22 protein-coding genes and 1 other RNA gene are annotated in these 26,991 nt (G+C 51.6%); 8 read left to right on the top strand and 15 right to left on the bottom strand.

What is annotated here, in order from left to right:
• Nucleotides 1-232: 232 nt before the first annotated feature.
• Entirely contained in the window at nucleotides 233-3,178 is a 2,946-nt protein-coding gene (locus Q399_RS0119825) for a TonB-dependent receptor domain-containing protein (RefSeq protein WP_031571665.1), read from the bottom strand.
• Nucleotides 3,179-3,598: 420 nt separating this feature from the next.
• On the opposite strand from Q399_RS0119825, the gene dinG reads away from it, so the two are divergent.
• The 4 genes from dinG to Q399_RS0119800 are packed head-to-tail and all read left to right on the top strand — an operon-like array spanning nucleotide 3,599 to nucleotide 7,945.
• Nucleotides 3,599-5,629: an ATP-dependent DNA helicase DinG gene (dinG, locus tag Q399_RS0119815; protein ID WP_031571663.1), complete on the top strand. Its 2,031-nt coding sequence runs from the start codon at nucleotides 3,599-3,601 to the stop codon at nucleotides 5,627-5,629.
• 2 nt (nucleotides 5,630-5,631) lie between these two features.
• Nucleotides 5,632-6,411, top strand: a complete 780-nt coding sequence (locus Q399_RS0119810; protein WP_031571662.1) for a sulfite exporter TauE/SafE family protein — start codon at nucleotides 5,632-5,634, stop codon at nucleotides 6,409-6,411.
• Entirely contained in the window at nucleotides 6,408-7,016 is a 609-nt protein-coding gene (gene priC, locus Q399_RS0119805; RefSeq protein ID WP_031571661.1) for a primosomal replication protein PriC, read from the top strand. The genes Q399_RS0119810 and priC overlap by 4 nt, the downstream gene beginning before the upstream one ends.
• Nucleotides 7,016-7,945 carry a histone deacetylase family protein gene (locus Q399_RS0119800; protein ID WP_031571659.1) on the top strand — a complete coding sequence of 310 codons (930 nt, stop codon included), beginning with the start codon at nucleotides 7,016-7,018 and terminating at the stop codon, nucleotides 7,943-7,945. The genes priC and Q399_RS0119800 overlap by 1 nt, the downstream gene beginning before the upstream one ends.
• Here the strand turns inward: Q399_RS0119800 and Q399_RS0119795 are convergent.
• Entirely contained in the window at nucleotides 7,942-9,042 is a 1,101-nt protein-coding gene (locus Q399_RS0119795; protein ID WP_031571657.1) for a tryptophan 2,3-dioxygenase family protein, read from the bottom strand. The genes Q399_RS0119800 and Q399_RS0119795 overlap by 4 nt on opposite strands.
• 187 nt (nucleotides 9,043-9,229) lie before the next feature.
• On the opposite strand from Q399_RS0119795, the gene Q399_RS0119790 reads away from it, so the two are divergent.
• Together Q399_RS0119790 and rsmS are read left to right on the top strand one after the other, a co-directional pair.
• Nucleotides 9,230-9,526, top strand: a complete 297-nt coding sequence (locus tag Q399_RS0119790) for a late competence development ComFB family protein (protein ID WP_031571655.1) — start codon at nucleotides 9,230-9,232, stop codon at nucleotides 9,524-9,526.
• The gene (rsmS, locus tag Q399_RS21985; RefSeq protein WP_084164550.1) at nucleotides 9,523-9,699 is read left to right on the top strand and encodes a pleiotropic regulatory protein RsmS; all 177 of its coding nucleotides are present in this window, start codon (nucleotides 9,523-9,525) and stop codon (nucleotides 9,697-9,699) included. The genes Q399_RS0119790 and rsmS overlap by 4 nt, the downstream gene beginning before the upstream one ends.
• 66 nt (nucleotides 9,700-9,765) lie before the next feature.
• Here the strand turns inward: rsmS and ffs are convergent.
• From ffs to Q399_RS0119770, 3 genes are all read right to left on the bottom strand, one after another.
• An RNA gene (gene ffs, locus Q399_RS21980) (signal recognition particle sRNA small type) lies at nucleotides 9,766-9,862 on the bottom strand.
• A 158-nt stretch (nucleotides 9,863-10,020) separates the two neighbouring features.
• Nucleotides 10,021-10,611 (bottom strand): 1-acyl-sn-glycerol-3-phosphate acyltransferase, encoded by a 591-nt coding sequence (locus tag Q399_RS0119775; protein WP_031571653.1) that lies wholly within the window; start codon nucleotides 10,609-10,611, stop codon nucleotides 10,021-10,023.
• Nucleotides 10,608-11,468 (bottom strand): DUF3014 domain-containing protein, encoded by an 861-nt coding sequence (locus Q399_RS0119770; RefSeq protein ID WP_031571651.1) that lies wholly within the window; start codon nucleotides 11,466-11,468, stop codon nucleotides 10,608-10,610. The genes Q399_RS0119775 and Q399_RS0119770 overlap by 4 nt, the downstream gene beginning before the upstream one ends.
• A gap of 186 nt (nucleotides 11,469-11,654) precedes the next feature.
• Between Q399_RS0119770 and Q399_RS0119765 the strand changes: the two genes are divergently transcribed.
• Nucleotides 11,655-12,794 carry a patatin-like phospholipase family protein gene (locus Q399_RS0119765; protein ID WP_031571649.1) on the top strand — a complete coding sequence of 380 codons (1,140 nt, stop codon included), beginning with the start codon at nucleotides 11,655-11,657 and terminating at the stop codon, nucleotides 12,792-12,794.
• Between the two features lie 139 nt (nucleotides 12,795-12,933).
• Nucleotides 12,934-13,872 (top strand): GGDEF domain-containing protein, encoded by a 939-nt coding sequence (locus Q399_RS0119760; RefSeq protein WP_051686196.1) that lies wholly within the window; start codon nucleotides 12,934-12,936, stop codon nucleotides 13,870-13,872.
• A 6-nt stretch (nucleotides 13,873-13,878) separates the two neighbouring features.
• On the opposite strand, the gene tilS is transcribed toward Q399_RS0119760, so the two are convergent.
• From tilS to bamA, 10 genes are all read right to left on the bottom strand, one after another.
• Nucleotides 13,879-15,249, bottom strand: a complete 1,371-nt coding sequence (gene tilS, locus Q399_RS0119755) for a tRNA lysidine(34) synthetase TilS (protein WP_051686195.1) — start codon at nucleotides 15,247-15,249, stop codon at nucleotides 13,879-13,881.
• Between the two features lie 44 nt (nucleotides 15,250-15,293).
• Complete coding sequence (gene accA / locus Q399_RS0119750) at nucleotides 15,294-16,250, bottom strand: acetyl-CoA carboxylase carboxyl transferase subunit alpha (protein WP_031571644.1); 957 nt, start codon at nucleotides 16,248-16,250, stop codon at nucleotides 15,294-15,296.
• Between the two features lie 17 nt (nucleotides 16,251-16,267).
• A complete protein-coding gene (gene dnaE, locus Q399_RS0119745; protein WP_245612942.1) occupies nucleotides 16,268-19,735 on the bottom strand; it encodes a DNA polymerase III subunit alpha in 3,468 nt (1,155 codons plus the stop codon).
• A 30-nt stretch (nucleotides 19,736-19,765) separates the two neighbouring features.
• Nucleotides 19,766-20,356: a ribonuclease HII gene (gene rnhB / locus Q399_RS0119740; protein ID WP_031571641.1), complete on the bottom strand. Its 591-nt coding sequence runs from the start codon at nucleotides 20,354-20,356 to the stop codon at nucleotides 19,766-19,768.
• Entirely contained in the window at nucleotides 20,353-21,516 is a 1,164-nt protein-coding gene (gene lpxB, locus Q399_RS0119735) for a lipid-A-disaccharide synthase (protein ID WP_245612941.1), read from the bottom strand. Before lpxB ends, rnhB begins: the two co-directional genes overlap by 4 nt.
• Nucleotides 21,517-21,623: 107 nt before the next feature.
• The gene (lpxA, locus tag Q399_RS0119730) at nucleotides 21,624-22,394 is read right to left on the bottom strand and encodes an acyl-ACP--UDP-N-acetylglucosamine O-acyltransferase (protein ID WP_031571639.1); all 771 of its coding nucleotides are present in this window, start codon (nucleotides 22,392-22,394) and stop codon (nucleotides 21,624-21,626) included.
• A gap of 1 nt (nucleotide 22,395) precedes the next feature.
• Nucleotides 22,396-22,848, bottom strand: a complete 453-nt coding sequence (gene fabZ / locus Q399_RS0119725; protein WP_031571637.1) for a 3-hydroxyacyl-ACP dehydratase FabZ — start codon at nucleotides 22,846-22,848, stop codon at nucleotides 22,396-22,398.
• 41 nt (nucleotides 22,849-22,889) lie between these two features.
• The gene (lpxD, locus tag Q399_RS0119720; protein ID WP_031571635.1) at nucleotides 22,890-23,939 is read right to left on the bottom strand and encodes a UDP-3-O-(3-hydroxymyristoyl)glucosamine N-acyltransferase; all 1,050 of its coding nucleotides are present in this window, start codon (nucleotides 23,937-23,939) and stop codon (nucleotides 22,890-22,892) included.
• Nucleotides 23,939-24,454 (bottom strand): OmpH/Skp family outer membrane protein, encoded by a 516-nt coding sequence (locus tag Q399_RS0119715; protein ID WP_031571634.1) that lies wholly within the window; start codon nucleotides 24,452-24,454, stop codon nucleotides 23,939-23,941. The genes lpxD and Q399_RS0119715 overlap by 1 nt, the downstream gene beginning before the upstream one ends.
• 27 nt (nucleotides 24,455-24,481) lie before the next feature.
• Nucleotides 24,482-26,980, bottom strand: coding sequence for an outer membrane protein assembly factor BamA (bamA, locus tag Q399_RS0119710; RefSeq protein ID WP_031571631.1), 2,499 nt, complete (start codon nucleotides 26,978-26,980; stop codon nucleotides 24,482-24,484).
• Between the last annotated feature and the right edge of the window lie 11 nt (nucleotides 26,981-26,991).

Below are 26,991 nucleotides of genomic sequence, written 5' to 3'. Positions count from 1 at the left end.
TGAAAAACATCAGCGCATATTAGGTTAAATACACCAATTGAGTGTGGTAATAAACCAACATTACTCAGTCGAACTGATCGCGCACAATTTAACCACGTAAATTTTTTCATACAGTGCTTTCTGGCAGTTTTTAACCAAAAGCGCAGGGTTCCGGCAGTTGCTCCTGCACAATCCGGCCAAATTACACAAAAAAAAAGCCCGCGATGCGGGCTTTTTCAGGCAAGGACTCTACTTAGAACTTCTGAGTGAAGCTTACGTAGTAGAAACGGCCCGGTGTACGATAGTTCGGGTCGAAGGTGTTTGAGAACGCTGAGTAAGCCAGTGGAGGATCTTTGTCCAGCAGGTTACGCACACCGACAGTGATGTCGCTGTTCCATGGCGATGTCCAGCCGATCTGACCATCGAAGTACACAGTTGGGTCTAACTCGTTACGAGGTGCAGACGCATTCGGACCTTGAACAATATTGGTTGTACCTGGCGCGAAAGTGAATGTTGAATCCATGAAGTCTGGATCAGAACACAGGTTACGCAGTTCAGGACGTTTCAGGCCTGTTGCCGCTGTGACGATACCAGAACAGTCTTCAATCTGTTTAGACAGATACTGTGCTGTTACAGATGCTGACCAGTCGTCTTTTGACCAGCTCAGGGTCAGGTTTGATTTCAGACGGAAAGTCGTACCACCACCTGATGCACCTGCTGCCAGGAAGCCAACACCGTTACCGCCAGAAATAGTGCCATCACGCGTCAGTTCACCACGTGTCAGTTTACCCAGGTCGCCCTGATAAATCATGTAGGCGTTATCCCAGTTCACACGCCAGGTACCGACATTGGTTTCGAACCGGTAGTCAACGTTTACGTCGACGCCTTCAGTGTGCAGACCACCTAAGAAGTTCATGCCCAGAGAAGTAATATTAGAAATCTCACCTGGGTTACCGTTCAGCGTCCCAGTGAAATCACGGGTGATCAATGAACAGTCACCGGTAATACCCTGAACGTAGCAACGGTTCATGATGGTTGCAGCACCACGACTACCGATAGCATTTTCAATTTCAACTTTGAACCAGTCCATTGTCATGCTCAGACCATCGATGAACTCTGGGCTGTAAACAAAACCAACAGATGTTGATTCTGACGTTTCTGGTTGTGTATCCGGGTTACCACCAACTTTTGCACGGATTTGCGGGTCTTTCTGAGTGAAAGTCGCAGATACGCCAGCAGCAGCACAACGCGCAGCTACACCAGGAATGGTTTTGTAAGCTGTTGAATTCACTGAACATGGGTCAGTCGCTGATGGGCGGCTGTCGTTCTGGCCTTGGTACAGTTCAGCAATTGATGGCGCGCGGAAACCTTCGTTCAGGCTGGCGCGGAACATCAGTTCATCTGTTGGACGGTAAGTCAGTTTGTAACTGTTGTTGGTCGTGTCACCAAAGCTTGAGTAGTCTGAATAACGGGTAGACACTTCAAGATCCAGGCTCTTCACATAGTCCATATCAGCTAACAGCGGAATACGGGCTTCTGCGTAAACTTCTTTTAAGTTGAAACCACCAACAGTTGGAGTTGCAGCGTTGTCACCTAAAACCTGACCTAATACAGTCAGAGGTTCCGGGCTGGTGTAACCTGATTCACGGCGAATTTCCGTACCAACGTTCACTGCAACCATACCGGCTGGCAGTTCAAACAGGTCAGTAGAGATGTTGCCTGAGTAGTCCCACATTTTGGCATAAGCCAGGTCACGTGGAGCTACTGTTACATAGTCCAGCATCGCCTGAGTTACGCCTTCCGGGCCGCCGAATACGTTAAACGGCACGCAACCGGCAATAACTGCGCCAGTAGAAGTCAAACACTGTGCAACGCCTGAGCTGTTGATTTGGCTTGGGCCAATGGCTTCAGCAAAACGACCTGCATGGAAGAAGCCTTTTTTCAGCGCGATTAACGAGTTGTCAGAATAAGTTGCTGCAGCATCCCAGGTGAAAGTGCGGTCAACTAATTCGAACTCGCCATCTAAGCTGGTGCCAAAACGCCAGGTGTCCACTTCGGCGCCGTAAGAGCGTGGCGACACGATTGGACGGAAAGAACCACCCACGATGTTAGCTTTGAATGGGTTGTAGATGTTGTTGGCAGAAATTGCCAGGCCACCTAAAGGCTGAGCTGCTAACTGAGCTTCTGAAGTCCGCTCGTTGAACAGTACTTCTGTTTTCCAGTTCAGCGTATCAGTGATGGCATAAGCACCCTGCGCATACATCGACAATGTTTCAGACGGCTGCTGGATATAGTTCACAGGTGCGAAGTTATAACCATCTGTGTTGCCGTCATAAACTTTAAAGTCAGACACTTTAGACGCAGCGCAAACCTGATTCGGTGCACAACCTGCAGCATCACGTTTACGGGTATAAGACACGCCGCCTACAGAGAACTGCCCCCATGGAGTAGTCGGAGATGCACGACCACCGGCTGCTGATACTTCAGCTGGCAGACCATAAATTGGTACTGAAGAAATCTCACGGTCGCCACCCATAATTGGTTCTTGTTTGGTGTAGCTGACGTTCAGTAATACGTTTGATTTCTCAGTAGAAGTACCGAAAGTGACAGAGTAAGTTTCACGTTTGCCGTCTTCAAATGAAGTCTGACCGTTGTAAGCAGAAACCTCTGCGCCTTCGAAATCGTTTTTGGTGATAACGTTGACAACACCACAGATTGCATCGGTACCGTAGACTGAAGATGCGCCATCTTTCAATACTTCGATAGAACGGATCGCAGCCAGTGGGATTGTTGATACGTCAACTGCACCACCTAAATCGGCAACCCAACGGCGACCGTTCACCAGCACCAGCGTGCGGTTTGAACCACAGTTACGCAGGTTGACACGGCTAACACCGGTAGTGTTACCGTTGTTAGTTTGCAGACCTAAAGCAGCACCGTTGGTTGAAATTTCTTTTAATACATCGCCAACGCTGACCAGACCTGAACGAGCAATATCTTCCTGGCTGATAGCCAGAACTGGTTGGGCAGTTTCCATATCAGTACGTTTGATACGTGAACCTGTCACTTCAATACGTTCTACTTTTTTTGCTTCTTCTGCTTCCTGAGCAACAGCAGTTGCGCTCATTGCAGCAGTCGACGCGGCACCGAATACCAGTGCCAAACGAACCGCGTGGGTAACTTTGGTATTTGTAAACATCGATTTTCTCCCTGGACCACTTAAGGAAAGTGATTCTATTTGTAAAGTTAATACCGGCGTATTAACGAAAAGTATCGGGACTTAACACAATACTGGCAGCATAAATATCGGATTTTTTTTTGCCGGTCAATGCTTTTACCGGGAACTTCATCGCATCCCGATGGTCGGCCGATGTTTTTATACTTCAGTTAACATCTGACAGACTTATCGTGACCACAAAAAATACTCATTTCAGATCAGCAAGTTAAATTGCTGCAACCAGTCCGGCTATTTTCATTTTTTCTACATTTTTAATACTTTTACGTCAGTAAATTTCCGTAGCCAAAGCTGGTCTGATCTTTCCTTTCCGACGATATTGTTTGCAGCCGGGCAAGCTCACGCATTAGACTGTCAGCACTGTAATTTCATACAGATCTTCAGATGCTGAGCGACACGCTAAAATCCCAAATCCGGGCTATTCACCAACAAATGAAAACAAACCTGCCTGGCTATCAGCCGCGGCCCGGGCAAAATCAGTTGGTGGCAGAGATGGCAAACATTGTTGCCGGCAGCTACCACAGCTATGACCGGATTGGCCTGGTTGAAGCTGGCACCGGGACCGGTAAATCGCTGGCTTACCTGATGGCGGCTATCCCACTCGCGCTGGCGCAGAAAAAGACGCTGGTGATAGCCACAGCAACAGTGGCGTTGCAGGAACAGCTGGTGAACAAAGACTTACCGTTTTTTCAGACCCATAGCGGGCTCGACTTTCAATTCAGTCTGGTAAAAGGCCGCCAACGCTATGCCTGTATCCAACGCCTGACCCAGCAAATTCAGCAACCGGAGTTGTTTGCGCAGGCTCAGGTGAGTCAGTTTGCTGCCATGCAGGAACAATGGAAGAGCCGCAAATGGCTCGGCGATCGCGATTCTCTGTCAGAAGCCTTACCAGAACAAAGCTGGCAGCTGATCCAGGCGGATGCCTATCATTGCCCGCGTCAGCACGCCGCCCACCGGAACTGCCCTTTTCATCTGGCCCGCGCGGAAATTGATGACAGTCAGGTGCTGGTCGTCAATCATGCACTGTTGCTCGCCGACTTAGACGCCGGCAGCAGTGTGTTGCCGTCACCGGAAGACTGCATTTATGTGATTGATGAAGCGCACCATCTGGCCGATGTCGGCCGGGATTATTTCTCTGCCCGCGCTTTGCTCACCAGCGAGGCGAGCCTGTGGCAGGACAAAGTGCAAAAGCTGAAACAATTGTTAAATAAGGCCTTATCGCAACATGCCGCCATCAGTGAATTATTAAGACTGGCCGACGCCACCGACGAATTTTTCAGCCAGTTTCAGCCGGTGCAACGCCAAATTGCTGAGCTGTTCCGCCAGCAGAGTAAAGGTGAAGGGCATTTGCGTTTCGCCGACGCGGTACTGCCGGAACTGTTACAACGCCAGAGCGAACCGCTGCGCGACAGCAGTCAAAAAGTCCTGAACTGTATTGATAAACTGTTTCAGCTGCTATTGGAAAGCGCCAACGACGGCAAACTCAGCACCACACAACTAGCTGGTCTGCAGCAGGAACTGAGTCAGCTGCAGCAGAAATTCAGCAACCAGGCAGAGCTTTGGGCCTGTTGGTCGCAGAGTCAGCAACATGTCAGTCAGGCGCGCTGGCTGGAAGCCGACGGCCCGCATATTTCCGGTCACGCCAGCCCGTTGTCAGTGAGCTTTCAGCTGGAAGATCTATTATTCAGTCAGGCGCATGCAGTGTTGCTCTGTTCTGCGACGTTAAAAACGCTGGGCAGTTTTGACCACATCAGCCGCGATTTAGGTCTGACCGAACACCCGGGTTTACGCCGGCTCGAAGTGGCCTCGCCATTTGCCTATCGGGAACGCGGGCTTATTCACATTCCGAAACTAAAAACAGAACCGACTGACGACGCTTTTACCGACGAACTGTGCCGGCGCTTGGCTGATTTTCTGCGGCCGTCTGAAGGTAATCTGGTGTTATTTGCCTCGTACTGGCAAATGGAACAGGTCGCCGCAGCACTGCGGCAACAAGGCCATAGTTTGCTGGTGCAGGGTGAAGCCAGTCGTCAGGCACTACTGGATTTACATAAAAGCAAAATCGACGGTGGCAACGGCAGCATTTTGTTTGGTACCCAGAGTTTTTCCGAAGGTTTGGATTTACCCGGCAAGTTACTGACTAACCTGGTGATCACCAAACTGCCTTTTGCCGTGCCAACCTCGCCGTTTGAAGAGGCGATGGCAGAAGCCATCACCAAACGTGGCGGCAACGCTTTTTTGACACTGACGGTACCGGCCACCGCACGCAAACTGGTGCAGGCCTGTGGTAGACTTCTGCGACAAGAACAGGACCACGGCCGCATCATTATTCTGGACCGCCGCCTGGTGACAAAATCTTATGGCAGCGCCATGCTCAATGCGTTGCCGCCCTTTCAACGTCAAATAGATCAATAACTATGGAAGTTCTGCTCGACCCGGTCACACTGGCGCTGCTGTGTGCCGTCGCTTTTGCCGCAGGTTTTATCGATGCGATTGCCGGTGGCGGAGGTTTGCTTACAGTCCCTGCACTACTCACTGCGGGACTGCCGCCCCATCTGGTCCTTGGGACTAACAAACTGGCCGCGACTTTTGGCTCTGTGACGGCCTCTTACACTTATTACAAGAAAAAACTGTTTGACCCGATGTTCTGGCGCCATGCCTTATTCGCAACCGCAGTTGGCGCCTGTATTGGCGTGCTGGTCGTTGACCAAATCAGTAAAACGACATTGGAAAAAGTGTTACCGATACTGATTTTACTGGCGGCCATTTATAGTTTATTTGCCAAAGTACCGCGGGATGACCAGCAACAATTGCCGGTACAAAGCCAAAAACACATCTGGACGCAACGAACACAGGGTTTTGTTCTGGGCTTTTACGATGGCATCGCCGGACCCGGCACCGGCTCGTTCTGGATGGTTTCCAGTATGGCGCTATACAAAATTAACCTGCTGCTGACGAGCGGCTTGGCGCGTACGATGAATTTTATCTCCAACGGCGTGGCGTTAGTCACTTTTGGTCTGCTCGGCCACATTCATTATCAACTCGGCATTGCGATGGGCATCTGTCTGATGGCTGGCTCTTATCTGGGTGCCCATACCGCAATTCGCTTTGGCAGTAAATTAATCAAACCCTTGTTTATTCTGATGGTCATGGCTATCGCCTGCCGTTTATTGTGGCAACAATGGAGTGCAGCATGATGGCGACTGAGCAGCTGCTGCAACAACTTGAACAGCAACTGCTGACACTGGCCGCCCGCGCCGGTAAGCTGGATCAACAGCTGCCGGACTGGCAACAACGCGATTGTTTTTCTTCGCAACTGTTTCAGACCCGCTCCCGCCATCTGCTTGATTATGTCCAGGAAAGTATGCAGCTGTGCCAGCGCATTAAATCTTATCAGGGCAAGCCGCAGGTCATGCAATCGCAACAGTTATTGTGCGAAAAGCTGGCCGCGCAGCTGCAGGCGCTGATGCAAGCCTTTGCCAGTCAGGACGTGCGAAAAAAAGAACAAGCACCAAAATGGCGTACCTCACGCAGCAAAACGCCGGCCGACACCAGCAACCGGCATCAGGCCGGTCAGCTGCTGGCACAGCTCGGTGGCACCGCGCAGGCCATGCATCAGCAGCTGGCCGAGTACCGCGGTTTTGAACGCCGTTTGCAGGACATGGTGCAAGAGTCAGCACAGCAGCAACAACCGCCGGCGGTCCAGCTCGCTTTGCATGCCCGTCTGGGCCGCTGCCGCAAAGCGATTAGTGCGCTGGAAGCCGAGATCCAATGGTATGAACAGCGGGGTCGCAAATCCTGATGCTGCCGCTGGTTTACCACGACTGTTACAGCGATTTAGTTCTGCCGGAGCGGCATCGTTATCCGATCGGTAAATATCGCGCTTTGTATCAGCATCTATTGCAGGCGGGCATCCCCGACAACTGGTTCGACTGCCATGCGGCACCGGCAACGACTGCACAGCTCGCGCTGGTGCATCAACCCGAATATATCAAAGCTTTGTGCCAAGGCGCGCTCGACGATAAATCGATGCGGCGGATTGGTTTTCCCTGGTCAGAATTTCTCATCAAGCGCAGCCTGCAATCGGTTGGCGGTACAATCCGCACGATGCAGCTGGCACTGCAGCACGGCATAGCACTGCATCTCAGCGGCGGCTATCACCATGCCTTTGCCGGCGAGGGGGCCGGATTTTGTCTGTTTAACGACCTGGCCGTGGCTGCAGCGGTGGCCTTGCAGCAAGGCGTCGATAAAGTGCTGATCTTTGATTGCGATGTGCATCAGGGCGATGGCACGGCGTTGTTATTTGCTGACGAACCTCGGGTAGTCACCGCATCGCTGCACGGCGAAAAAAATTTCCCGGCACGCAAACAGCATTCAGACTGGGATATTGGCTTGCCAACCCAATGCCAGGACAGCGCTTACCTCGATTCGCTGTACAGCAGTTTCGACTATCTGCTGCGGCTGCATCAGCCCGACTTAGTACTATATGACGCCGGCGTGGATATTCATCAGGATGACGATTTAGGCCTGCTGCAAATCAGCACCGATGGCGTGTATCAGCGTGACTTTTTTGTCTTAAAACGCTGCCACGACCTGCATACTCCGGTCGCGGCAGTGATTGGCGGCGGTTATCAACGCGACATCAGCAAACTGATACAAGTGCACAGCCAACTGTTTCAGGCGGCCTGCGCGGTTTATTCGCCGGCGCAGGCACTGAACTGGTCTGGTTAGTTGTGATCACCGGAGAAGTAAAAACCCAGCTGGCGGCGCACCGGCGCTGGTAACACCGGCAAACTGGCTTTTGGCACCAAAAAGGTGGCCATATGGAACAAGTCAGTGAAAATGCGGTTTTTTTCCGTAGTGCGTTTTAAATAATCGTGGCCGCTGGAGCCGCCGGTGCCAATTTTGGTTCCAAGCATGCGCTGCACCATCATCGCGTGTTTGTAACGCCAGATCGTCAGATTCTCATCAATTTCAGTCAGGCAGGTTAGCACCTGGAATGGCAGGTTAAACACCGGCTCTTCCTGATACAGGCTGATAAACAAAGCACCGAGCATCGCGCGCTGGCTTAAGCGGAAACTACCCTGCTGCTGTAACTCGGCATACTTCTCACCGTCTAATAAGGCGCTGAATTTAGCGCGGGTGCGTTCGATTTCATCAAGCTGTAATTGCCGTTCGGGGGCGGCCAGCGCTTCGATGGATAACACCGTCTGCTGATCTTCATCCAGCATTTGCGCCGTCACCTGCTGATACATCTGCCAGAAACTGAAATCGCCGAATTCCAAAAATGGCATCCGCTCCAGCCAGGCCTGCACCCGTTCAAATAACGATGGCAGGGTTTCAAAGCTCTGCAGGAACTCGCGGTCTTTGTCATTGAGGCGGTTATAAAATGAGTTTTTATCAAAATCGATGCGGAATTCGCTTTTAAGGCCAAGGCCAATTTCCAGCATTTTAAACTGCACCGACTGAAAACCGGACGCCGGTACCAGATAATCGCGAAACGACATAAAGTCCTGCGGCGTCATCGTTTCCATCACGCCAATCTGCTGGTTCAGCAACTGCTGAATCGTGATCACCCGCTTGAGTTTATGCACCACACCGGTCAGCTGCTGGTCGTGGACGACGGGCTCAGCAAACACCATCAGTACCGCTTTTAATTCATGTAGGATTTGTTTGAACCAGAGTTCATAGACCTGATGCACCACAATAAACAAGGTTTCATCGTGCGCTTCGTTGCCATAACGCGCGCTTTCCGGCGCCTGCGCCGCCAGAATTTTGTCCAGTTGCAGATAATCGCCGTAATAGCAGGGAGTGGTATTTTTTTGCATTGTTATAATTCCGGCCCGGGGCCCTGAGGAAGACGGGCTAGTCTAACGTGCACATCGCCGGCTGTCAGCTGGTAGCAGCGGTACCGCGGCGCTGGTCAGTCCGGTGGCGTTTTTGCCAACTAATGGTTATGCTGGCTGCATACCCTTTGCCTCTTTGCAGCATTTACTCAACACACGGGAGTAGTTGATGAAATTACATGATGATATCCATAACTATTACGAAAAACTGATGCTGGACCATTTAACCGAGCTCGGCCTCGACGACGAACACGACAATGAATATCTGGCTGATTTGTGCTGCATTGTGCTCAATCAGTTGCCGTGTAAATATATTCGTTATGAAGTAGATATGGCGTTTTACCTGCCACAAACCGAACGTTTTGAGATGGTGACCCGGGTCAAAGACGCCGTGGCCAAAGCCCGCGCTTTCCTCGACAGCCCGGATAATAAAAAAGCTGATGCGGTCGCCCCTGCCGAAGCATGAATGCTAAAAATCCACCATTAGATCAGGCACCGCCAGCAGTGAAACTGGCGGTCGACCTGATTATGCTGCTGGAACAACACCAGCTTGATCCGGCTGTTGTGCTGGCAGCATTACCGATAGTCACCAAAGATTTCCAGCGAAAATTGCAAATGCAGCAACAAGCGCAGCAATAAACCGACACCAGTCTGCAAAAGGTTGGTTTTGGAACACATAAAAAGCTGGGAGAATTTGGGTGGTAGCCTTACCAGCCACATCCCGGCACATAGATCATTCGCTGCGGCTGCTTCCTTCCGGACCTGACCGGGTTCACGAACTACTATTGCGGGAGGACCAATAAGGCCACCATAGTGTTGTTGACAGGCGTCAACAATGAGTGCGGCGGCATTATGCGCAAAAGCGCCATGCCCTGCAACCGAAAATCAGCCGGCTACGCTAAAAAGCCGCGCCAGCGGACAAAAGTTGCGCAAACTGCCACAAGGCAACCAGATATAACGTCAAAAATTCTCCGGGATCCGCGGCTGCATTTGCGCAAAAAAGGCTCGCATCAACGGATAATCGGCTTCGAAACTCTCACCAGGCTGCAGTAACGGCCCAAACACAATAGATTTGCTGGCAAAATCGAGCCCAATTAACTGAATAGGCACGCCTGACTGTTTAGCAATTTGCCAGAAGCCGGATTTCCACTGCGCGACTTTTTTGCGGGTACCTTCCGGCGCGATGCCGAGCAATAGTTTCGGCTCGCGGGCAAAGGTCGCCACCAGCTGCGGCACTATGCCGTGACGTTGGCTGCGCTCCACCGGAATACCGCCAAAGCGCAGCAGAAAATTGCGAATGGGCCAGACAAAAATGCTGTGTTTACCCAGAAATGAAATCTTTAAACCCAACGCCAGACTGGCAGCAAAAGCCACGATAAAGTCCCAGTTCGAAGTATGTGGCGCTACAGCAGCGACCAGTTTCGGCACCGCTGGCAACTCACCGCGGATTTGCCAGCCGAGGCGTAACAACACCCAGCAACCGAGACGTTGGGCTCGGTTGCTATCATGGCGTGGTAACGCCCCGGGTAATTCCGGGATTGCAGCACTCACCGTTTTAGCACAGCCTGATACTGCACTAACAACAGTTTCAGCCGTTGCTGATTGGCCTGACCTAACCGAATCATTTGTTTTTGCGCAAGGCCCAACTGTTCAATCTCAGCATCGGCAAAGGAATAATGCACTGAAGAAAGCGTCAGATCTGGCTCATCGGTGATCTCAGGCGCACTTAACAACACTTTGATCGCCTGTTGCAGCCGATCATCGAACTGCTGGTCAGGGTAACCAAGCTCCAGATAAGCCGCTTGCAGCAGCGGATAAAACTGTTTGTACAAAGCGGCGACCTGCTGCGGTGGCACACTTTCCAATAAATCCAGATACGGGTGATAGCGTTGATAGTTCGCATTATCCAGCTGATAGCCCTGTCCTTTGGTTTTGGCGGCAAAATCTTTTCTCAGTCCTTTCAACAACGACTGTTCAGCAATCAACCGGCCCTGAGCAATATTGTCGACCTGCACGACAAAACGGCGGATCATCTCTTCGTTTAAAAACAGCGACGACAAACCCGGTTTCCATTTCAAGCCGAAAAACGCGGCACGTACCACTTCATCAGACTGGTCCAATGGTGGCAGCGACGCTGCGGCAGTCACTTCAGTTTCGGCACCAACATCGACACCGGCATCGTCAGCAGCTTCGGCCAGCTTGTCATCCGCGGTTGGTGGTGGGAGCAGTTTGTCTGCAGGCTCAGCAGCTTTAGTTTCGACTACCGCCGGCGCTGTCGCCACCGGAGTCACAGGCGCTGGTGCTGGTGGTGCCGGCTTTAATAAATACCAGGCTGCAGCAGCAATAATCACTAAAACGATGACTGGGGCAATCCAGCCGGTTGAGCTGGGCGAGGCTTGATTAGACATAGTGTGGGCGACTCCTTCTTAGTCGGATCTGGTTTACTTTACCGCAGACTTGCTGTTTTTAGTGCGCTGACATATTGAAAAGTTTCAATTTTCTCATCGAAAGCTATAAAGCTGCCTGTTCAGGGCATTGCAAGATAGCAATCAATCGTTAATAGTTAGGCAATTCAGACGTATGTTGTTATCTCTATGACAGATAATACAAAATCCGCCAAAACAGCGATTTTATTAACCGGCGGCGGCGCCCGTGCTGCTTATCAGGTCGGTGTGCTCAAAGCGATTGCCCAACAATATCCGCGTAATAGCAGGATCCCGTTTCAGATTGTCTGCGGTACTTCGGCCGGAGCTATCAACGGCACTGCCATTGCTTGCTATGCCAGTTGTTTCCAGCTTGGCGTAAAAAAGCTGGAATGGGTGTGGAAGAACTTTCATACCGGCCAGGTCTATTATTCCGATTATGTTCGCGCCACCTGGCATTTGGTTCGCGGTTTTTTGAGCGCCTTTCAGGCTGACTATGCCAACCATAAGCCCGTGTCTATGCTCGACAGCAAGCCGCTGAAACATCTGCTGAACGAAATGCTCGATTTAAAACGGCTTGACCGCAATATCATGGGCGGCTATCTCGACAGCGTGTCGGTGACCGCCAGCTGCTACAACAGCGGCGATTCCATCACTTTTTTCCAAAGCCGTGAGGCAAAAGAATGGCAACGTTCCCGTCGCTGCGGCCAAAGAACTTTATTAGGCATTCATCACTTAATGGCTTCTGCGGCCATTCCGCTGGTGATGCCCTCGGTGCGGATCAATCAACAATATTTCGGCGATGGCTCGGTCAATCAGCTGGCACCGCTCAGCGCCCCCATTCATCTTGGTGCCGATCGCATTCTGATCGTTGGGCTGGAACAGCCAAGGCGGCGTGAACATCTGCAGCAAATGCCGCATCACCCCAATATGTCGACTATCGCCGGCCATTTGCTCGACAGCATCTTTTCCGACACGCTCAATGCCGACTTAGAGCGGATGCAACGGGTTAACAAAACACTGGAGACCTTACAACAACATCAAATCAGCTCTGAACTGAAACCGGTGCACAGCTACCTGATTAACCCCTCCACCAATTTTAACGCACTGGCCAGTGAACATTTTCTGGCCCTGCCGATGGCCATCCGCTCCTTGCTGCGCACTATTGGCATCAAACAGCACTCAGATTCCAGTCTGGCCAGTTATCTGTTATTTGAAAAAAGCTTCACCAAACGCCTGATTGAATTGGGTTATCAGGATGCAATGGTCCAAATGGATTCTTTAATGGCATTTCTGAGCGCCAAAGAATAGTCAGATGCGGCAGCAAGCTGCCGCCCTCGCCCAGCTTTCTGCCCACGTAAAGATACATTAGTTATTTTATAACAATCACTTACTATCAATGGCACAAAACCTGCTTTGCTGAATTATCATTCGCTTCAGGGAGTCGCTGATGGAACTTTTCAGCTTTTCCGATATGTCATTACAACATGTACCCAGCTACGCTGGCATCACCAGTTCTCCAATCTGGTCTGGTGCGACCAGCAAACTGGGCGCGGCTTTGCCGGAGCAATTACAGACCACACTGGAGCTGGCTCAACAGCTACAGATGTTTTCGATGGCTGTTGGCAAAATATTGCCGGTGACGGCACTGACACTGCTAACGGCGGTCGGTGAATATAAGGCTGCCGGTTCTTACACAGGCCCACATGAATACCGCAGCATGCTGGTACTCAATGAGCAATGTCTGGCTGAGTTGGTTTATCAAAGCGAACATCCTGTTACGCCGATGCAGCAGCGCAAATTGCTGGAACTGGAGCAGCAATGGTTGTTTCCGTTGCGTAACGCGCTGATTGTTACCCGCCTACAACAGCTGGCGCTGCGCGATACCCTGACAGGCCTTGGCAACCGTCGTTTTTTTGACGATGCGATCCATAAAGCCTTGCAACTGACCGAACGCAAACAGCAGCCGCTGGTGTTGATCCTGTTGGATCTGGACAACTTTAAACAGGTGAACGACAACTTTGGCCACCACGCCGGAGATGATGTGTTATTGGCAGTCGCTGACGCCATGCGCAGCACGCTGCGCGCCAGCGATAATCTGTTCCGCTTTGGCGGTGACGAATTTGCAGTACTGTTAACGGCCGAAGATGCCCAAAGCGCCGAGCTGGTGGCTCACCGGCTGGTGAAGGCGATCAGCCAACATCATATCTGCGTGAAATTCGGCGTGTCCGCCAGTGCCGGTTTGGCGTCCCACCTTAACGATGAATCCGCCAAAGCGATATTTAATCGCGCTGACGCGGCTTTGTATGACGCAAAACAAAACGGTAAGAATGTGGTGCGGACGGCATCGCAACAAATTACGACTGTAGCTGATGTGATGAACGGCTGAGGCTGATTACTTTTTATAGTGCAGCCAGCTTTGCGCTTCGGCTGCGCTGCAGTGGCTGGCAAACTCCGGCACTGCGACTATCTGTTTTTGCTGTCCGGCGATGATAAACGGCATGGAGCCACGTCGCCAGGGCGGCACTTCCCACAACTTACACCAGTCTTTTAACGCTTTACTGTGACTAGCTCCAGCTGGTTTGAAGCGCTGATTCAGCTGTCCGGTGCGAATTTCCAGCTGTGATGAGATATCCAGCGCCAGCGGCAGGCTGCTCCAATCTGCTGCTGGTGCCTGAGCGGACAGACTCCAGCAGAACTGCCAGTGCTGCCACTGTTGCTGTTGTTCCGGCAGCAGCCTGATACCAGATGCCGGCGCTGTGTTTAAACCGAGTTGTTCGCTGGCATCGAGCAGATACAACAAACCATTAAAACGGCGTAATTGCCAGTCACCCCATTGCAGTAGTGGCTGTGCATCTGGCGCAGACTCAAGGAACACCTGCACAAACTCGCGGCATTGTTCGGCCGATGGCGCTAAGTCATAACGACGCAGAAAACTGCGCAGCAACAATGTACGTTGTGGCTCCCGTCGTTCTGCCAGCCGGGCTAAATCCAGTTGTTGTTGTCGCAGCACTGCCGGTAATTCAACGGCCAGCTGTTGCCGTTGATAGTCCAGGCTTTGCTGCAACAGCTGGCAACTGCGCGCAGTAGTCTGACTGATCGCCGGAAAACGTTGCTGCAACAACGGCAATACATGCTGGCGCAGAAAATTGCGGTCAAAGCTGTCATCCAGATTGCTTGGATCTGTGACATAACTCAGCTGGTTGGCGCTGGCATATTGCTCAAGCTCAGCGCGGCTAAAAGCCAGTAGTGGCCGCAATAGCACAGTACCGGCAAAAGGCTTCTGCGCAGCAATGCCACTGAGCCCGGTTAATCCGCTGCCGCGTTTGAGTGCCAGTAAAATGGTTTCCAGCTGATCGTCAGCGTGATGCGCAGTCAGCAGTGCAGTGTCGGCATCCAACAAAGCCGCCAGCGCCTGATAACGTAACGTCCGGGCTTGTTGTTCGATATTGCGGCCGGGTTCTGTGAGCTCAACATGGCAAACCTGAAAATCAACCTGCAATCCAGCGGTCTGCACCTGACAAAAAGCCGCCCACTCATCCGCCTGCTTCTGCAAACCGTGATGCACATATGCAGCACTCAGCACAAAGTCGGCAGTTTCGCGCAAGCCGGCCAGCACATGCAGCAATACCATTGAATCCAGCCCGCCACTGAGCGCCAGCAATAGCCTTGGCTTTGCGGCGGCATTCAACACTGTCAGCACCGCCTGCTGCAGCCGTTGCTGCAGTGATTGTGGTGTGAAGTGAAATTCAGGGCTCAGTGGCATTGAGATAAAAAAGCCGCCTGACGGCGGCTTTCCTTTGCGCTTTATCAACAATAACCGAAGGACATCAGACGTTTATAACGCCGGTCCAGCAGTTCGGCCACTGAGAGCTTATCCAGCTTGGCTAAGTCGCGTAACAACGCGGCTTTAACGCCCTGAGCAATTTGCTCGTGAGAACGATGCGCGCCACCCAGCGGTTCATTGATGATTTCATCAATCAGCCCCAGCTCTTTGATGCGTGGTGCTGTCACGCCCATCGCCTCGGCAGCGAGCGGCGCTTTTTCCGCGCTTTTCCACAGAATAGACGCACAACCTTCCGGTGAAATCACCGAATAGGTGCTGTATTGCAGCATGTTAACCTGATCGCCGACACCAATGGCCAAAGCGCCACCAGAACCACCTTCACCGATCACTGTACACAGAACTGGTACTTTCAGGCCAGCCATCACCTTAAGGTTACGGGCAATGGCTTCACTCTGACCGCGTTCTTCCGCACCGATGCCAGGATAAGCGCCCGGCGTGTCGATAAAAGTGATGATCGGCATGTTAAAGCGTTCTGCCATTTCATACATGCGCAGTGCTTTGCGGTAGCCTTCAGGTTTTGGCATGCCGAAATTACGTTTGATTTTTTCTGCGGTGTCACGGCCTTTCTGGTGGCCAATCACCATCACCGGACGGTCGCCTAAACGGGCGGTGCCACAGACAATCGCCGGGTCATTGGCAAAAGCCCGGTCACCGGCCAGCTCGTCAAAATCGGTAAAAATATGTTTGATATAGTCCAGCGTATAAGGACGCAGCGGATGGCGGGCTAACTGGGCGACCTGCCATGGACCTAACTCAGCAAAAATCTTTTTGGTCAGCGTCAGACTTTTCTCTTTGAGCTTGTTGACCTCCTCTTCGAGGCCCAGGTCAAACTCACCGTTACGGCTGACTTTGCGCAGTTCTTCTATTTTTGCTTCAAGTTCCGCAATCGGTTGCTCAAACTCTAAATAATTCAGCATCATCGACTGTCACTACCTACCTAATTAAATTCAAGTTGTATTGTTGCTAATTGTTTTAACTGATGCAACAAAGCGTCTGTGGGTGTGATCCACCAATCGGTGCCCAGTGCCAGCGTCACCGCGCCTTCCGCGCGCTGGTAACGTAATTTAACCGGCACTGTCCCGGCTTTAAATTCGTTCAGTACCTGCCGCAATTGCTGCAGCCGGTCCTGACTGAGTTTGTCAGCATCAATACTGACAAACAAATGTTTCAGGCATTTTTCCCTGGCCTGGGTGATCTCAACCACCTCGCGGCCGGTCATTGTAAGGCCGCCACTGAAATCATCAAAGCTGACCTGTCCAGATACCACCAAAACTTTGTCTTTTTGCAGCAGATGCTCGAAGTTCTCGAACTGTTCGGGGAAAAAACGTACATCTAAGCGCGCCGATTTATCATCCAGCTGTACTAATGCCCAGCGCCGGCCCTTTTTGTTGACCAATACCCGCACATTAACAACCAGACCACAGGCGTGCACCGTCTGGTCGCGCCGGGTCGGCGTAAAGTCGACTAACCGCGCCGTGGCATAATGGTGGATTTCGGCGAGATACCGATTTATCGGGTGTCCCGTTAGATAAAGCCCAAGCGTTTCCCGTTCCCCTTCCAGCCAGACTTCGTCCGGCCAGGGCGGCACCACTTTAAAAGCTTTGGCAGAGTTTTCCGGCTCAGGCGCTAAAGAACCAAACAAATCGTCCTGCCCCATCGCCTGCGCTTTGGCTTGTTGTTCCGACGCTTTCATCGCCTCTTCGAGGCTCGCCATCATCGCTGCCCGGTGCGGCCCCAGTTTGTCCATGGCGCCGGCCAGAATCAGCTTCTCAATCACGCGCTTATTCAGCCGTTTGATGTCAACACGATGGCAGAAATCAAATAAATCGTGGAAAGGCCCACCGGCGTCGCGGGCTTCAATAATGGCTTCAATCGGGCCTTCACCGACACCTTTAATGGCGCCGATGCCGTAGACAATATGGCCGTCATTGTTGACGGTAAACTTGTGCTGACCGGAATTCACATCCGGCGGCAGCAACTTCAGTTTCATGTTTTCGCATTCGTCGACCAGTGTGACGATTTTGTCGGTATTGTCCATATCCGCCGACATTACCGCGGCCATAAATTCGGCCGGATAATGCGCTTTCATCCACAGCGTCTGATACGACACTAAGGCATAAGCAGCAGAGTGCGATTTGTTAAAACCGTAACCGGCGAATTTCTCCACTAAATCGAAGATCTTCATCGCCAGTTCCGGATCTACGCCGTTCGCTGCGGCGCCGTTCTGGAAAGTGTCACGCTGCTTCGCCATCTCTTCGGGTTTCTTTTTACCCATAGCGCGGCGTAATAAGTCAGCGCCACCGAGCGAATACCCCGACAACACCTGGGCGATTTGCATCACCTGCTCTTGATAAAGAATGATGCCGTAAGTTGGTTCCAGAATGGGTTTCAGCGACTCATGCTGCCAGGTCGCATCCGGATAAGAAATTTCTTCGCGGCCACGTTTACGGTCGATGAAGTTGTCCACCATACCCGATTGCAGCGGACCGGGCCGGAACAGGGCTACCAACGCAATCATGTCTTCGAAACAGTCCGGCTGCAGACGGCGGATCAAGTCCTTCATGCCACGCGATTCAAGCTGGAACACCGCAGTGGTTTCCGCCTTCATCAGCATGTCGTAGCTTTTGCGGTCATCCAGTGGAATATGATTGATATCCACCAGCGGCTTGTTGGTCTTTTTATGGCGCGCATTCACCATGTTGACCGCCCACTGCAGGATAGTCAGGGTGCGCAAACCGAGGAAGTCGAATTTGACTAAACCGGCATATTCCACATCGTTTTTATCAAACTGGGTGACCGGGTTATTACCTTCCGCGTCACAGTACACCGGCGCAAAATCGGTGATTTTGGTCGGCGCTATCACCACACCACCAGCGTGTTTACCGGCGTTACGGGTCACGCCTTCGAGCCGGCGCGCCATATCGATGAGATCTTTGACTTCGCTGTCCGACGCATACAGCTCCGGCAGCCGTGGCTCTTCTACAAAAGCCTGTTCCAGTGTCATGCCCGGCGTTGGCGGGATCAGCTTCGAAATGCGGTCAACAAAACCATAAGGATGGCCCAGTACCCGACCGACGTCGCGGATAACGGCCTTGGCCGCCATAGTACCGAAGGTGATGATCTGCGACACCGCTTCGCGGCCATACATGTCCGAGACGTGCTCAATCACTTCGTCGCGCCTGTCCATACAGAAGTCGACGTCGAAGTCCGGCATCGACACCCGTTCCGGGTTTAAGAAACGTTCAAACAGCAGGTCAAATTCGAGTGGGTCCAGGTCGGTGATTTTAAGCGCATACGCCACCAGCGAGCCTGCTCCTGAGCCCCGCCCCGGGCCTACGGGAATATCGTTATCCTTCGACCACTGGATAAACTCCATCACGACCAGGAAGTAACCCGGGAAACCCATCTGATTAATGACGTCGAGTTCAATCTGCAGACGTTCATCATACGGAACACGTTTTTCCGCCCGCTCTGCTTCGTCCGGAAACAGAATTTTCATTCGATCTTCCAGGCCTTCGCGTGATTTCAGCACCAGGAAGTCGGCATCGGTCATGCCGCCGGTCGGAAAAGCTGGTAAAAAATATTCGCCAAGCCGGATAGTCACATTGCAGCGTTTGGCGATTTCGACTGAGTTGGCGAGCGCCTCAGGAATGTCGTGAAACAACGCAGCCATTTCATCACTTGAACGTAAATACTGGGATTCACTGTAATTTTTTGGCCGGCGTTTGTCTTCCAGCGTATAACCATCGTGAATGGCGACGCGAATTTCGTGTGCAGAGAAATCGTCCGGTGTTAAAAACACCACTTCATTGGTCGCCACCACCGGCAAGCCGGTATTTTCTGCCAGCGTGACGGCATGTTGAATGTATAACTCTTCGTCCGGTCGGCCGGTGCGAATGAGCTCAAGGAAAAAGCTGTCGGGGAAATACTGCTGGTAAAACTGCACCAGCGCATCAGTACTGGCCTGATTGCCTTTGATCAGGGCCTTGCCAAGCGGACCGTCTTTGCCGCCGGAAATCACAATCAGGCCTTTGTGGTGTTCGGCCAGCCAGTCGTGATCAATTTGCGGTTTGTTGTCGACATGCCCACGTAAATAGGCTTTGGACAACAACATGGTCAGGTTCTGATAACCGTCGTTATCGGCGGCCAGCACTAACAAACGGCATGCTTCGCCGGGGAACAACGGGTGCTGCGCCCACAAGTCGGAGCCGATTATCGGTTTAATGCCAGCGTCGTGCGCCGTCGAATAAAACCGCACCAGCCCACACATGTTCATCTGATCGGTCAACGCCAATGCTGGCATCACCTGTTTTTTCGCGGCACTGACAATAGGTTTGATTTTCGACAAGCCGTCGATCATCGAAAAGTCGCTGTGCACCCGCAGGTGGACAAAAATCGGTTCCATCAATGCTCCGCCATGTAACCAAGGCCGTGGTTATAACAGCTCGCGCACCGGCCGGAAACTGCGGCGATGCTCCGCTAAAATGCCATATTGCTGGATTGCTGCCAGATGTTCGGCTGTCGGATAACCTTTGTGCCCGGCAAAATTATACTGCGGATGCAGCTGATGCAAGGCTGTCATCTCGGCATCGCGCGCCACTTTCGCCAGAATCGAAGCGGCACTGATCTCCGGCACCAGACTGTCACCTTTAACCACCGCAGTAGCCCGGCCTTTTAGCCCATCAGGAACGCGATTGCCGTCAATCAACACCCATTCCGGCTGGATCAGCAGCCCCGCCACCGCCCGCTCCATCGCCAGCATAGTGGCGTGCAGAATATTCAGCTGATCAATTTCATGCACTTCGGCGCGGCCGAGGCTCCAGCTTAATGCTTTGGCTTTGATTTCATCAACTAATAATAAACGTTTCTTTTCACTGAGTTTTTTTGAATCATTCAGGCCGCTGATCGGATTCGCCGGATCCAGGATCACTGCAGCAGTGACTACTGCGCCGACTAAAGGCCCGCGCCCGACTTCGTCCACGCCGGCAATGAGACTAAATGGCGGCCGGTTAAATTCTAAAGTCATGCGACATCTCCGGGGGCTGTGCGGTTTAATAACAAAGCGACTTCTTTGGCCGCTGTGGCGCTGGCATCACAACGAATTTGCTGATGGATGGCGACAAAATCCTGATAAGTGTCCCGCCCTTTGCTGCCGAGCAGCGGCTGCATCTGTACAACTAAGGCTTCCACTGTGACCGCATCCTGCAGCAACTCAGGCACCAGCGCTTTTTCGGCCAATAAATTCGGTAAGCTGAAGTGCTTGAGTTTGACCATGCGTCTGGCTATCTGATAAGTCAGCCAGTTAGTTTTATAGGCCACCACCATCGGCGTTTTTGCCAGCATGGCTTCAAGCGTCGCAGTACCGGAGGCGATATAGACCGCATCGGCGGCTGTCAGCACCTCACGTGCCTGACCGATGAGCAACTTCACATTTAAATCTGGCGCAACCTGCGCCTTAATCTGCTGATATAACTCAGCTTTTTGGGTGGTCACCATATTACAGACCAGCTGTAAACCGGGCATCTGTTGCTGTAACGCTGCTGCTGCACGGAAAAAATCCGGCGCCAGTAATTTAATTTCGTTGGTGCGACTGCCAGGCATCAGTCCCAACAACGGCTGTTCTGCACTAAATCCTAAAGCTGTTTTTGCAGCCATTTTATCCGGCTCGACTGGCATTTGATCTGCCAGCGTATGACCGACAAAGGCACAAGGCACCGCAAATTTGTCGTAAAAAGCTTTTTCAAACGGCAACAACGCCAGCACTAAATTGGTGGCCTTTTCGATTTTAAAAATACGTTTTTGCCGCCAGGCCCAGACCGACGGGCTGACATATTGAATGGTCTTAATGCCGGCTTGCTTCAGTTTCAACTCGACCGGCAGATTAAAATCCGGTGCATCAATGCCAATAAACACATCGGGTTTATGTTGTTGAAAATGCGCCAGGATCTCACGGCGCACCTGCAGCAGACGCGGCAGCCGACCCAGCACTTCAACAATGCCCATCACCGCCAGCTCTTCCATGTCAAAAACAGCATGGAAGCCTTGTGCGCGCATGCGTTCACCGCCAATGCCATAAAACTCCGCGTCTGGGAACCGTTGTTTTAAGGCGCGGATAAGGTCGGCCCCGAGGATATCACCGGAGTGTTCACCGGCGATCAGGCCAATTCGAATTGGAGTATTGTGCACGGAGTTCATCCTGAAACAAGCAGCAGGTAAATGCCGGAACTGCCGAGGGGCAGACCGGCGCCACTTTTAGCTGGGCTAGCGAACTATTCAGTCAGCGAACTGCACAGCTAACGAACAATGCCGCGTGATGCGTTTTCGATAAAATCAGTGAAAGCTTTTAACTGTGGCAGTTCAGCCGCTTTAACCGACAGCTCAGCCAACGCTTCAGGTACTGTCAGGCCCTGACGGTACAACACTTTATACGCGCGGCGAATTTCCAGAATCACTTCGGAAGTAAAACCACGGCGTTTTAAGCCTTCACTGTTGATGCCATGTGGCACGGCATGGGAGCCGTGCGCCATCACATAAGGGGGGACATCTTTCACCACAATAGAGCCACCGCCAATAAAGGCATGGGCGCCGATATGGCAGAACTGGTGGATACCGCTCATGCCACCGAGAATAGCCCAATCACCAACATGGACGTGGCCGGCAGCCTGAGCACCGCTGGCGAAAATCACATCGTCACCAATGACACAATCGTGCGCCACATGGCTACTGTTCATATACAGGCCACGGCTGCCAATTTGCGTAATGCCTTTGTCCTGAATAGTACCGCGGTGCACAGTGCAGTTTTCGCGGAACACATTGTCATTGCCGATGATTAGCTGGGTCGGTTCGTTGCGGTATTTTTTATCCTGACAGGCTTCACCGATACTGCAGAACTGGAAAAAATGGTTGCCCGTGCCAATGCGGCTTGGGCCTTTGATCACCACGTGAGATTCCAGAATACAGTTGTCACCGAGCTCAACATTGGCGCCGATATAACAAAAAGGTCCGATCCGGACATTTGCGCCAATTTTGGCGCCGGCTTCAATCACTGCACTTGGATGGATCATATTAAAGCTCTCTTCTGGCACACATAATCTGGGCGGAACAAACCACCTGCCCGTCGACTTTGGCTTCGGCAGAAAACTTCCAGATATTGCGTTTTTCTACCAGGAACTTCACTTCGAGAATTAACTGGTCACCAGGCACTACTGGTTTTTTGAAACGGGCTTCGTCGATACCGGCAAACAAATACAATTCGTTTTCTTTGCGCTCGCTGACTGTTTTGAAGCCAAGCAAACCGGTGGCCTGAGCCATGGCTTCCAGGATCAACACGCCTGGAAAAATCGGCAGATTCGGGAAATGGCCAGTGAAAATCGGTTCGTTAATCGTGACATTCTTCACCGCCGTCAGGCTTTCACCGGGGACATAGTCCAGCACGCGGTCAATCAGCAGAAACGGATAACGGTGTGGCAGCAATGCCATGATTTCCTGGACTTCCAGTGTGTTTAATGCAGTAGCCAAAATGATTCCTCTGTCTGAAAAGAAGCGTTGCCGCCCGGTGCTTATTCGGCGGCCGGGCCGGCGGCAGGTGTCAGAGCAGCGACTTGCTGCTCCAGTTCACGCAAACGCTGATACATCTGATCCAGCTGCCGGTAACGGGCACTGTTTTTGCGCCACTCCAGGTTGGTCGCAGCTGGCATCCCCGACGAGTAAATCCCTTTTTCGGTGATGGATTTTATGATCATCGACATGCCGGTGATCTGCACGCCGTCGCAGATCTCCATGTGGCCATTGATGGCACAGGCGCCACCGATGATGCAATATTTGCCAATCTTAGTACTGCCAGCCACTACAGTACAGCCGGCGATGGCGGTATGGTCGCCGATTTGTACGTTGTGGGCGATTTGCACCTGATTGTCGATGATGCAATTAGTCCCGATGACGGTGTCTTCTAACGCGCCCCGGTCAATAGTGGTGCTGGCGCCGATTTCACAGCGATCGCCAATGACGACGGTGCCCACTTGTGGGATCTTCAGCCAGTTGCCACGCTGGTTGGCAAAGCCAAAACCATCAGCACCCAGCACCGCACCGCTGTGCACAATGCAATCTGCGCCCAGCCGTACCCGATGATAAATACTGACATTGGCCCAGATTTTACAGCCGGCACCAATTATTGCGCCTTCGCCGATAAAACAGCCTGGGCCAATCTGGACGTTATCACCAATCACTGCGCCGGCGCTAATCACTACATTGTGGCCAATAGCGACATCGCGTCCAAGCGCCACATCAGCAGCGACCTGCGCTGTTGGTGCTATTCCGGTCGCAGCACGCGGCGTGTTGTCCAGCAGCTGCGCTACTTTGGCAAATGCCACATAAGGATCAGACACCACTAATGCGGCAACCGGACAAAATTCAACATCCGCAGCCGTCAGCAGGACCACAGACGCCTTAGTCTGCTGCAAATATTTGCGATATTTACTATTAGACAGAAAAGTGATCTGCCCGGCGGCAGCATTTTCTAAAGTGGCAACGGCGCTGATGGTTTCAGCGCCGTCTCCGTGCAGCTCAGCTGATAACAGCTGAGCTAATTCAAGCAGGGTAAAAGCTGGCATTATTTCGCTTTGCTAACCTGTGCAACCACAGCTGAAGAGATGTTGTACTCTGGCTTGGCATACACCGCAGCTTCAGCATTCAGAACGACGTCGTACTGTTCTTTTGCAGCGATTTGGTCGATGGCTGATTTGATCAGCGCCTGTAATTTATTGCGCTCTTCAGTTTCACGGGCACGGATTTGTTCAGACAGCGGACGAGCCAGTTGCTCATACTGCTGTTGTTGTTTGCCGATATCTTCCTGCAGTTTTTTCTTCTGGTCTTCGCTCATCGTTGAACCGTCACGTTTGAATTTTTCAACGTTGAAGGCGATATCTTTTTCCAGTTTTTGTACTTCAGCAATTTTGCCACCGAATTCGGCTTTCATGGTTTCCTGCAGTTTTGCTGCTTGTGGCAGTTGCGAAAACACTTCACGTACATCAACAAAACCGACTTTCATTTCTTTGGCAGAGACGGCACCCGCCATCATCACACCGGCCACTAACAATGCTGTTTTAGAAAAAGCTGACTTGAACATGTTTCCTATTACCTCAAATAATATTTTTTAGAATGTAGTACCGATGTTGAAGCTAAAGTTCTCTTGCTCATCACCTTCATATTTGCGGATGATCTTCGCGAGACTAAAGGTTAATGGGCCCATCGGAGAGATCCATTGCACTGTTAAACCGGCCGAAACGCGCATCATACCTGCATCTGAATAATCCAGCAAACCCGGCTGGTCATAACCGACTTCCGAATCCAGTACCTGGACCAGCTTGCTGTAGCGACTGATATCGAATTCAGTATCCCAGACGTTACCGGCATCAACAAACAAGCTGGTCCGTACTGAGTTGGCATAATCCTCTTTCAGGAAAGGTGTCGGCGTAATGAGCTCGAGCGTACCGATCGCCATCGCATTACCACCAAATGAACGCCGCGAGATACTATAACGGTCATAATTGGCTGAGTTTGGCAGTCCGCCGGAACTGGTACCACTGAATGGATCAGGTAAACCCGGAATCGCGCTGATTTGGCGATATACCGCGCGAGGTCCTATCACGCGGTTTTCAAAACCACGGAAGTTCTGACCACCGGCATAGAAACTATCGTTAAATGGCAGCGTATGGTCATAGCCGTTGTTGTCGCCATAACCGTTACCGTAGCCAAGTTCAAGCTTACTGAGGAACGACCAGCCATGGTCGCTGCTCAATGGAATATAATGACGCGCTTCAAAATTGGTTTTGAAGTAGGTTAAATCCGAGTTTGGCGTGGTGACTTTAATGTTCGCACCCAGGTAAGTCCCGTCTGTCGGGAAAGTCCCGCGGTTTAAGGTACTCATCACCCAGCCGGCCAACAGTTCGTAGTTAGTGAACTTGTAAGCCGCATCAGGATTGGTGTTGTCAATTAACACACCGCGGAAATGGCGAATTTGATCAAATTCCTGAATGGAATTGATATCGTTCCACACCACGTTGGCGCCAAAATTCAGCCGGTTAAAGTCGTTCAACGGATAACCGAAGTTAACCCCTGTGCCGTAGCTTTTCTGGTTGTATGCTTCAAGACCAGCGCGGCTGCCGTCAAAGTCGGAATAGAACACCGAGCCACCCAGACTCACGCCATCCAGCGTGAAATACGGGTCAGTGAAAGATAAATTGACGGACTTCTGGTACTTGTTGGTATTAAAACTAATACCAGCCGAGTTACCGCTGCCGAGGAAGCTTTGCTGTTCAACACCGAACTGGAATGCCAGACCCTGGTAGCTACCAAATGACACACCAGCGTTGAAACTGCCTGACGGCCGTTCTTTTATTTTAAAAGTCACGTCGACTTTGTCATCGACGCCCGGCACATCTTTGGTCTCAAACTCTACTTTTTCGATATATGGCAGACGCTGAATAAAGAGTTTGGACATCTCCAAACGGTCGTTCGATAACCAGGAACCTTCCATCTGGCGCATTTCCCGACGGATGACTTCGTCTTTAGTTGACGCGTTCCCCGTCACCGAAATACGGTTGACGTAGACGCGCTTACCCGGTGCGACGTTAATCGACAAGGCCACTTCTTTGGTGTCGTCATTGATGTTAGTGCTGGTGCGGACTTTCGAGTTGGCATAACCGAAGCTCGCCAGGAATTTGGCAATACTTTCTTCGGTATATGTCACCAGGGCGCCATTGTAGAGCTGGCCGTCTTTTAACGGCAGCATGGCCTTAATCAGCTCATCCTGACCAATCAGGTCGCCAACAAACTCAATACCTTTGATAGTGTATTGCACGCCTTCTTTGACCTGCAGGGTGACATACACCGAATTTTTGTCCGGGCTGACCGCAACAGTGTTGGCTTCGATATCAAAACGCAGGTAACCACGGTCAAGGTAGAAACTCCGGATCTTTTCCAGATCGCCCTTCAGCGTATCTTTCTGATAGCGGTCAGAAGACATAAAACGCCACCACGGCAAATCGACCATCGACTCGATGTCTTTCATGATCTCTTCATCACTGAACAGCTCATTACCAACGATGTTGATTTGACGGACCGAGGCTGCGTCGCCTTCTTTAAATTCGAGTTTCAGATTGACGCGGTTACGCGGCAAATAAGTCAGTTTGATTTCGACTTTGGCGTTGTATTTACCAACACCGTGGAAGAATTCGGTCAGGCCATTTTCCAGTTCACGGATAATGGTTTTGTCCAGCTGCTCACCGACGATGATCTTCTGGTTGGTCAAACTTTCCTGTAACTGCTCTTCTTTGATGTCTTTGTTGCCGTCAAATTCTACGGCATTGATGGTCGGACGTTCTTTCACCCGGTAGATGATGGCATTGCCATCACGCAGCACTGTGATTTCATCAAAATGGCCAGCTGCATATAAGGTCTTGATACTTTTAGATAAGGTATATTCTGTAACTGTGTCACCGATGTTAAACGGTAAATTATTCAGGGCTGCACCTAAAGCGACGCGTTGTAAGCCTTCCACCTGAATGTCTTGTACAGTAAAAGATTGTTCAGCGAGCACCGACGCGCTGGCAGAGGCCAGCCACATCGCTGCTACTAATCGTTTAATTGTCATTGTTTTGGACT

Source organism: Rheinheimera texasensis DSM 17496 (assembly GCF_000711985.1).
GTDB lineage: Bacteria > Pseudomonadota > Gammaproteobacteria > Enterobacterales > Alteromonadaceae > Pararheinheimera > Pararheinheimera texasensis.
The sequence above is the reverse complement of the archived record's forward strand: the minus strand, read 5'-3'. Positions and strand labels throughout refer to the sequence as shown.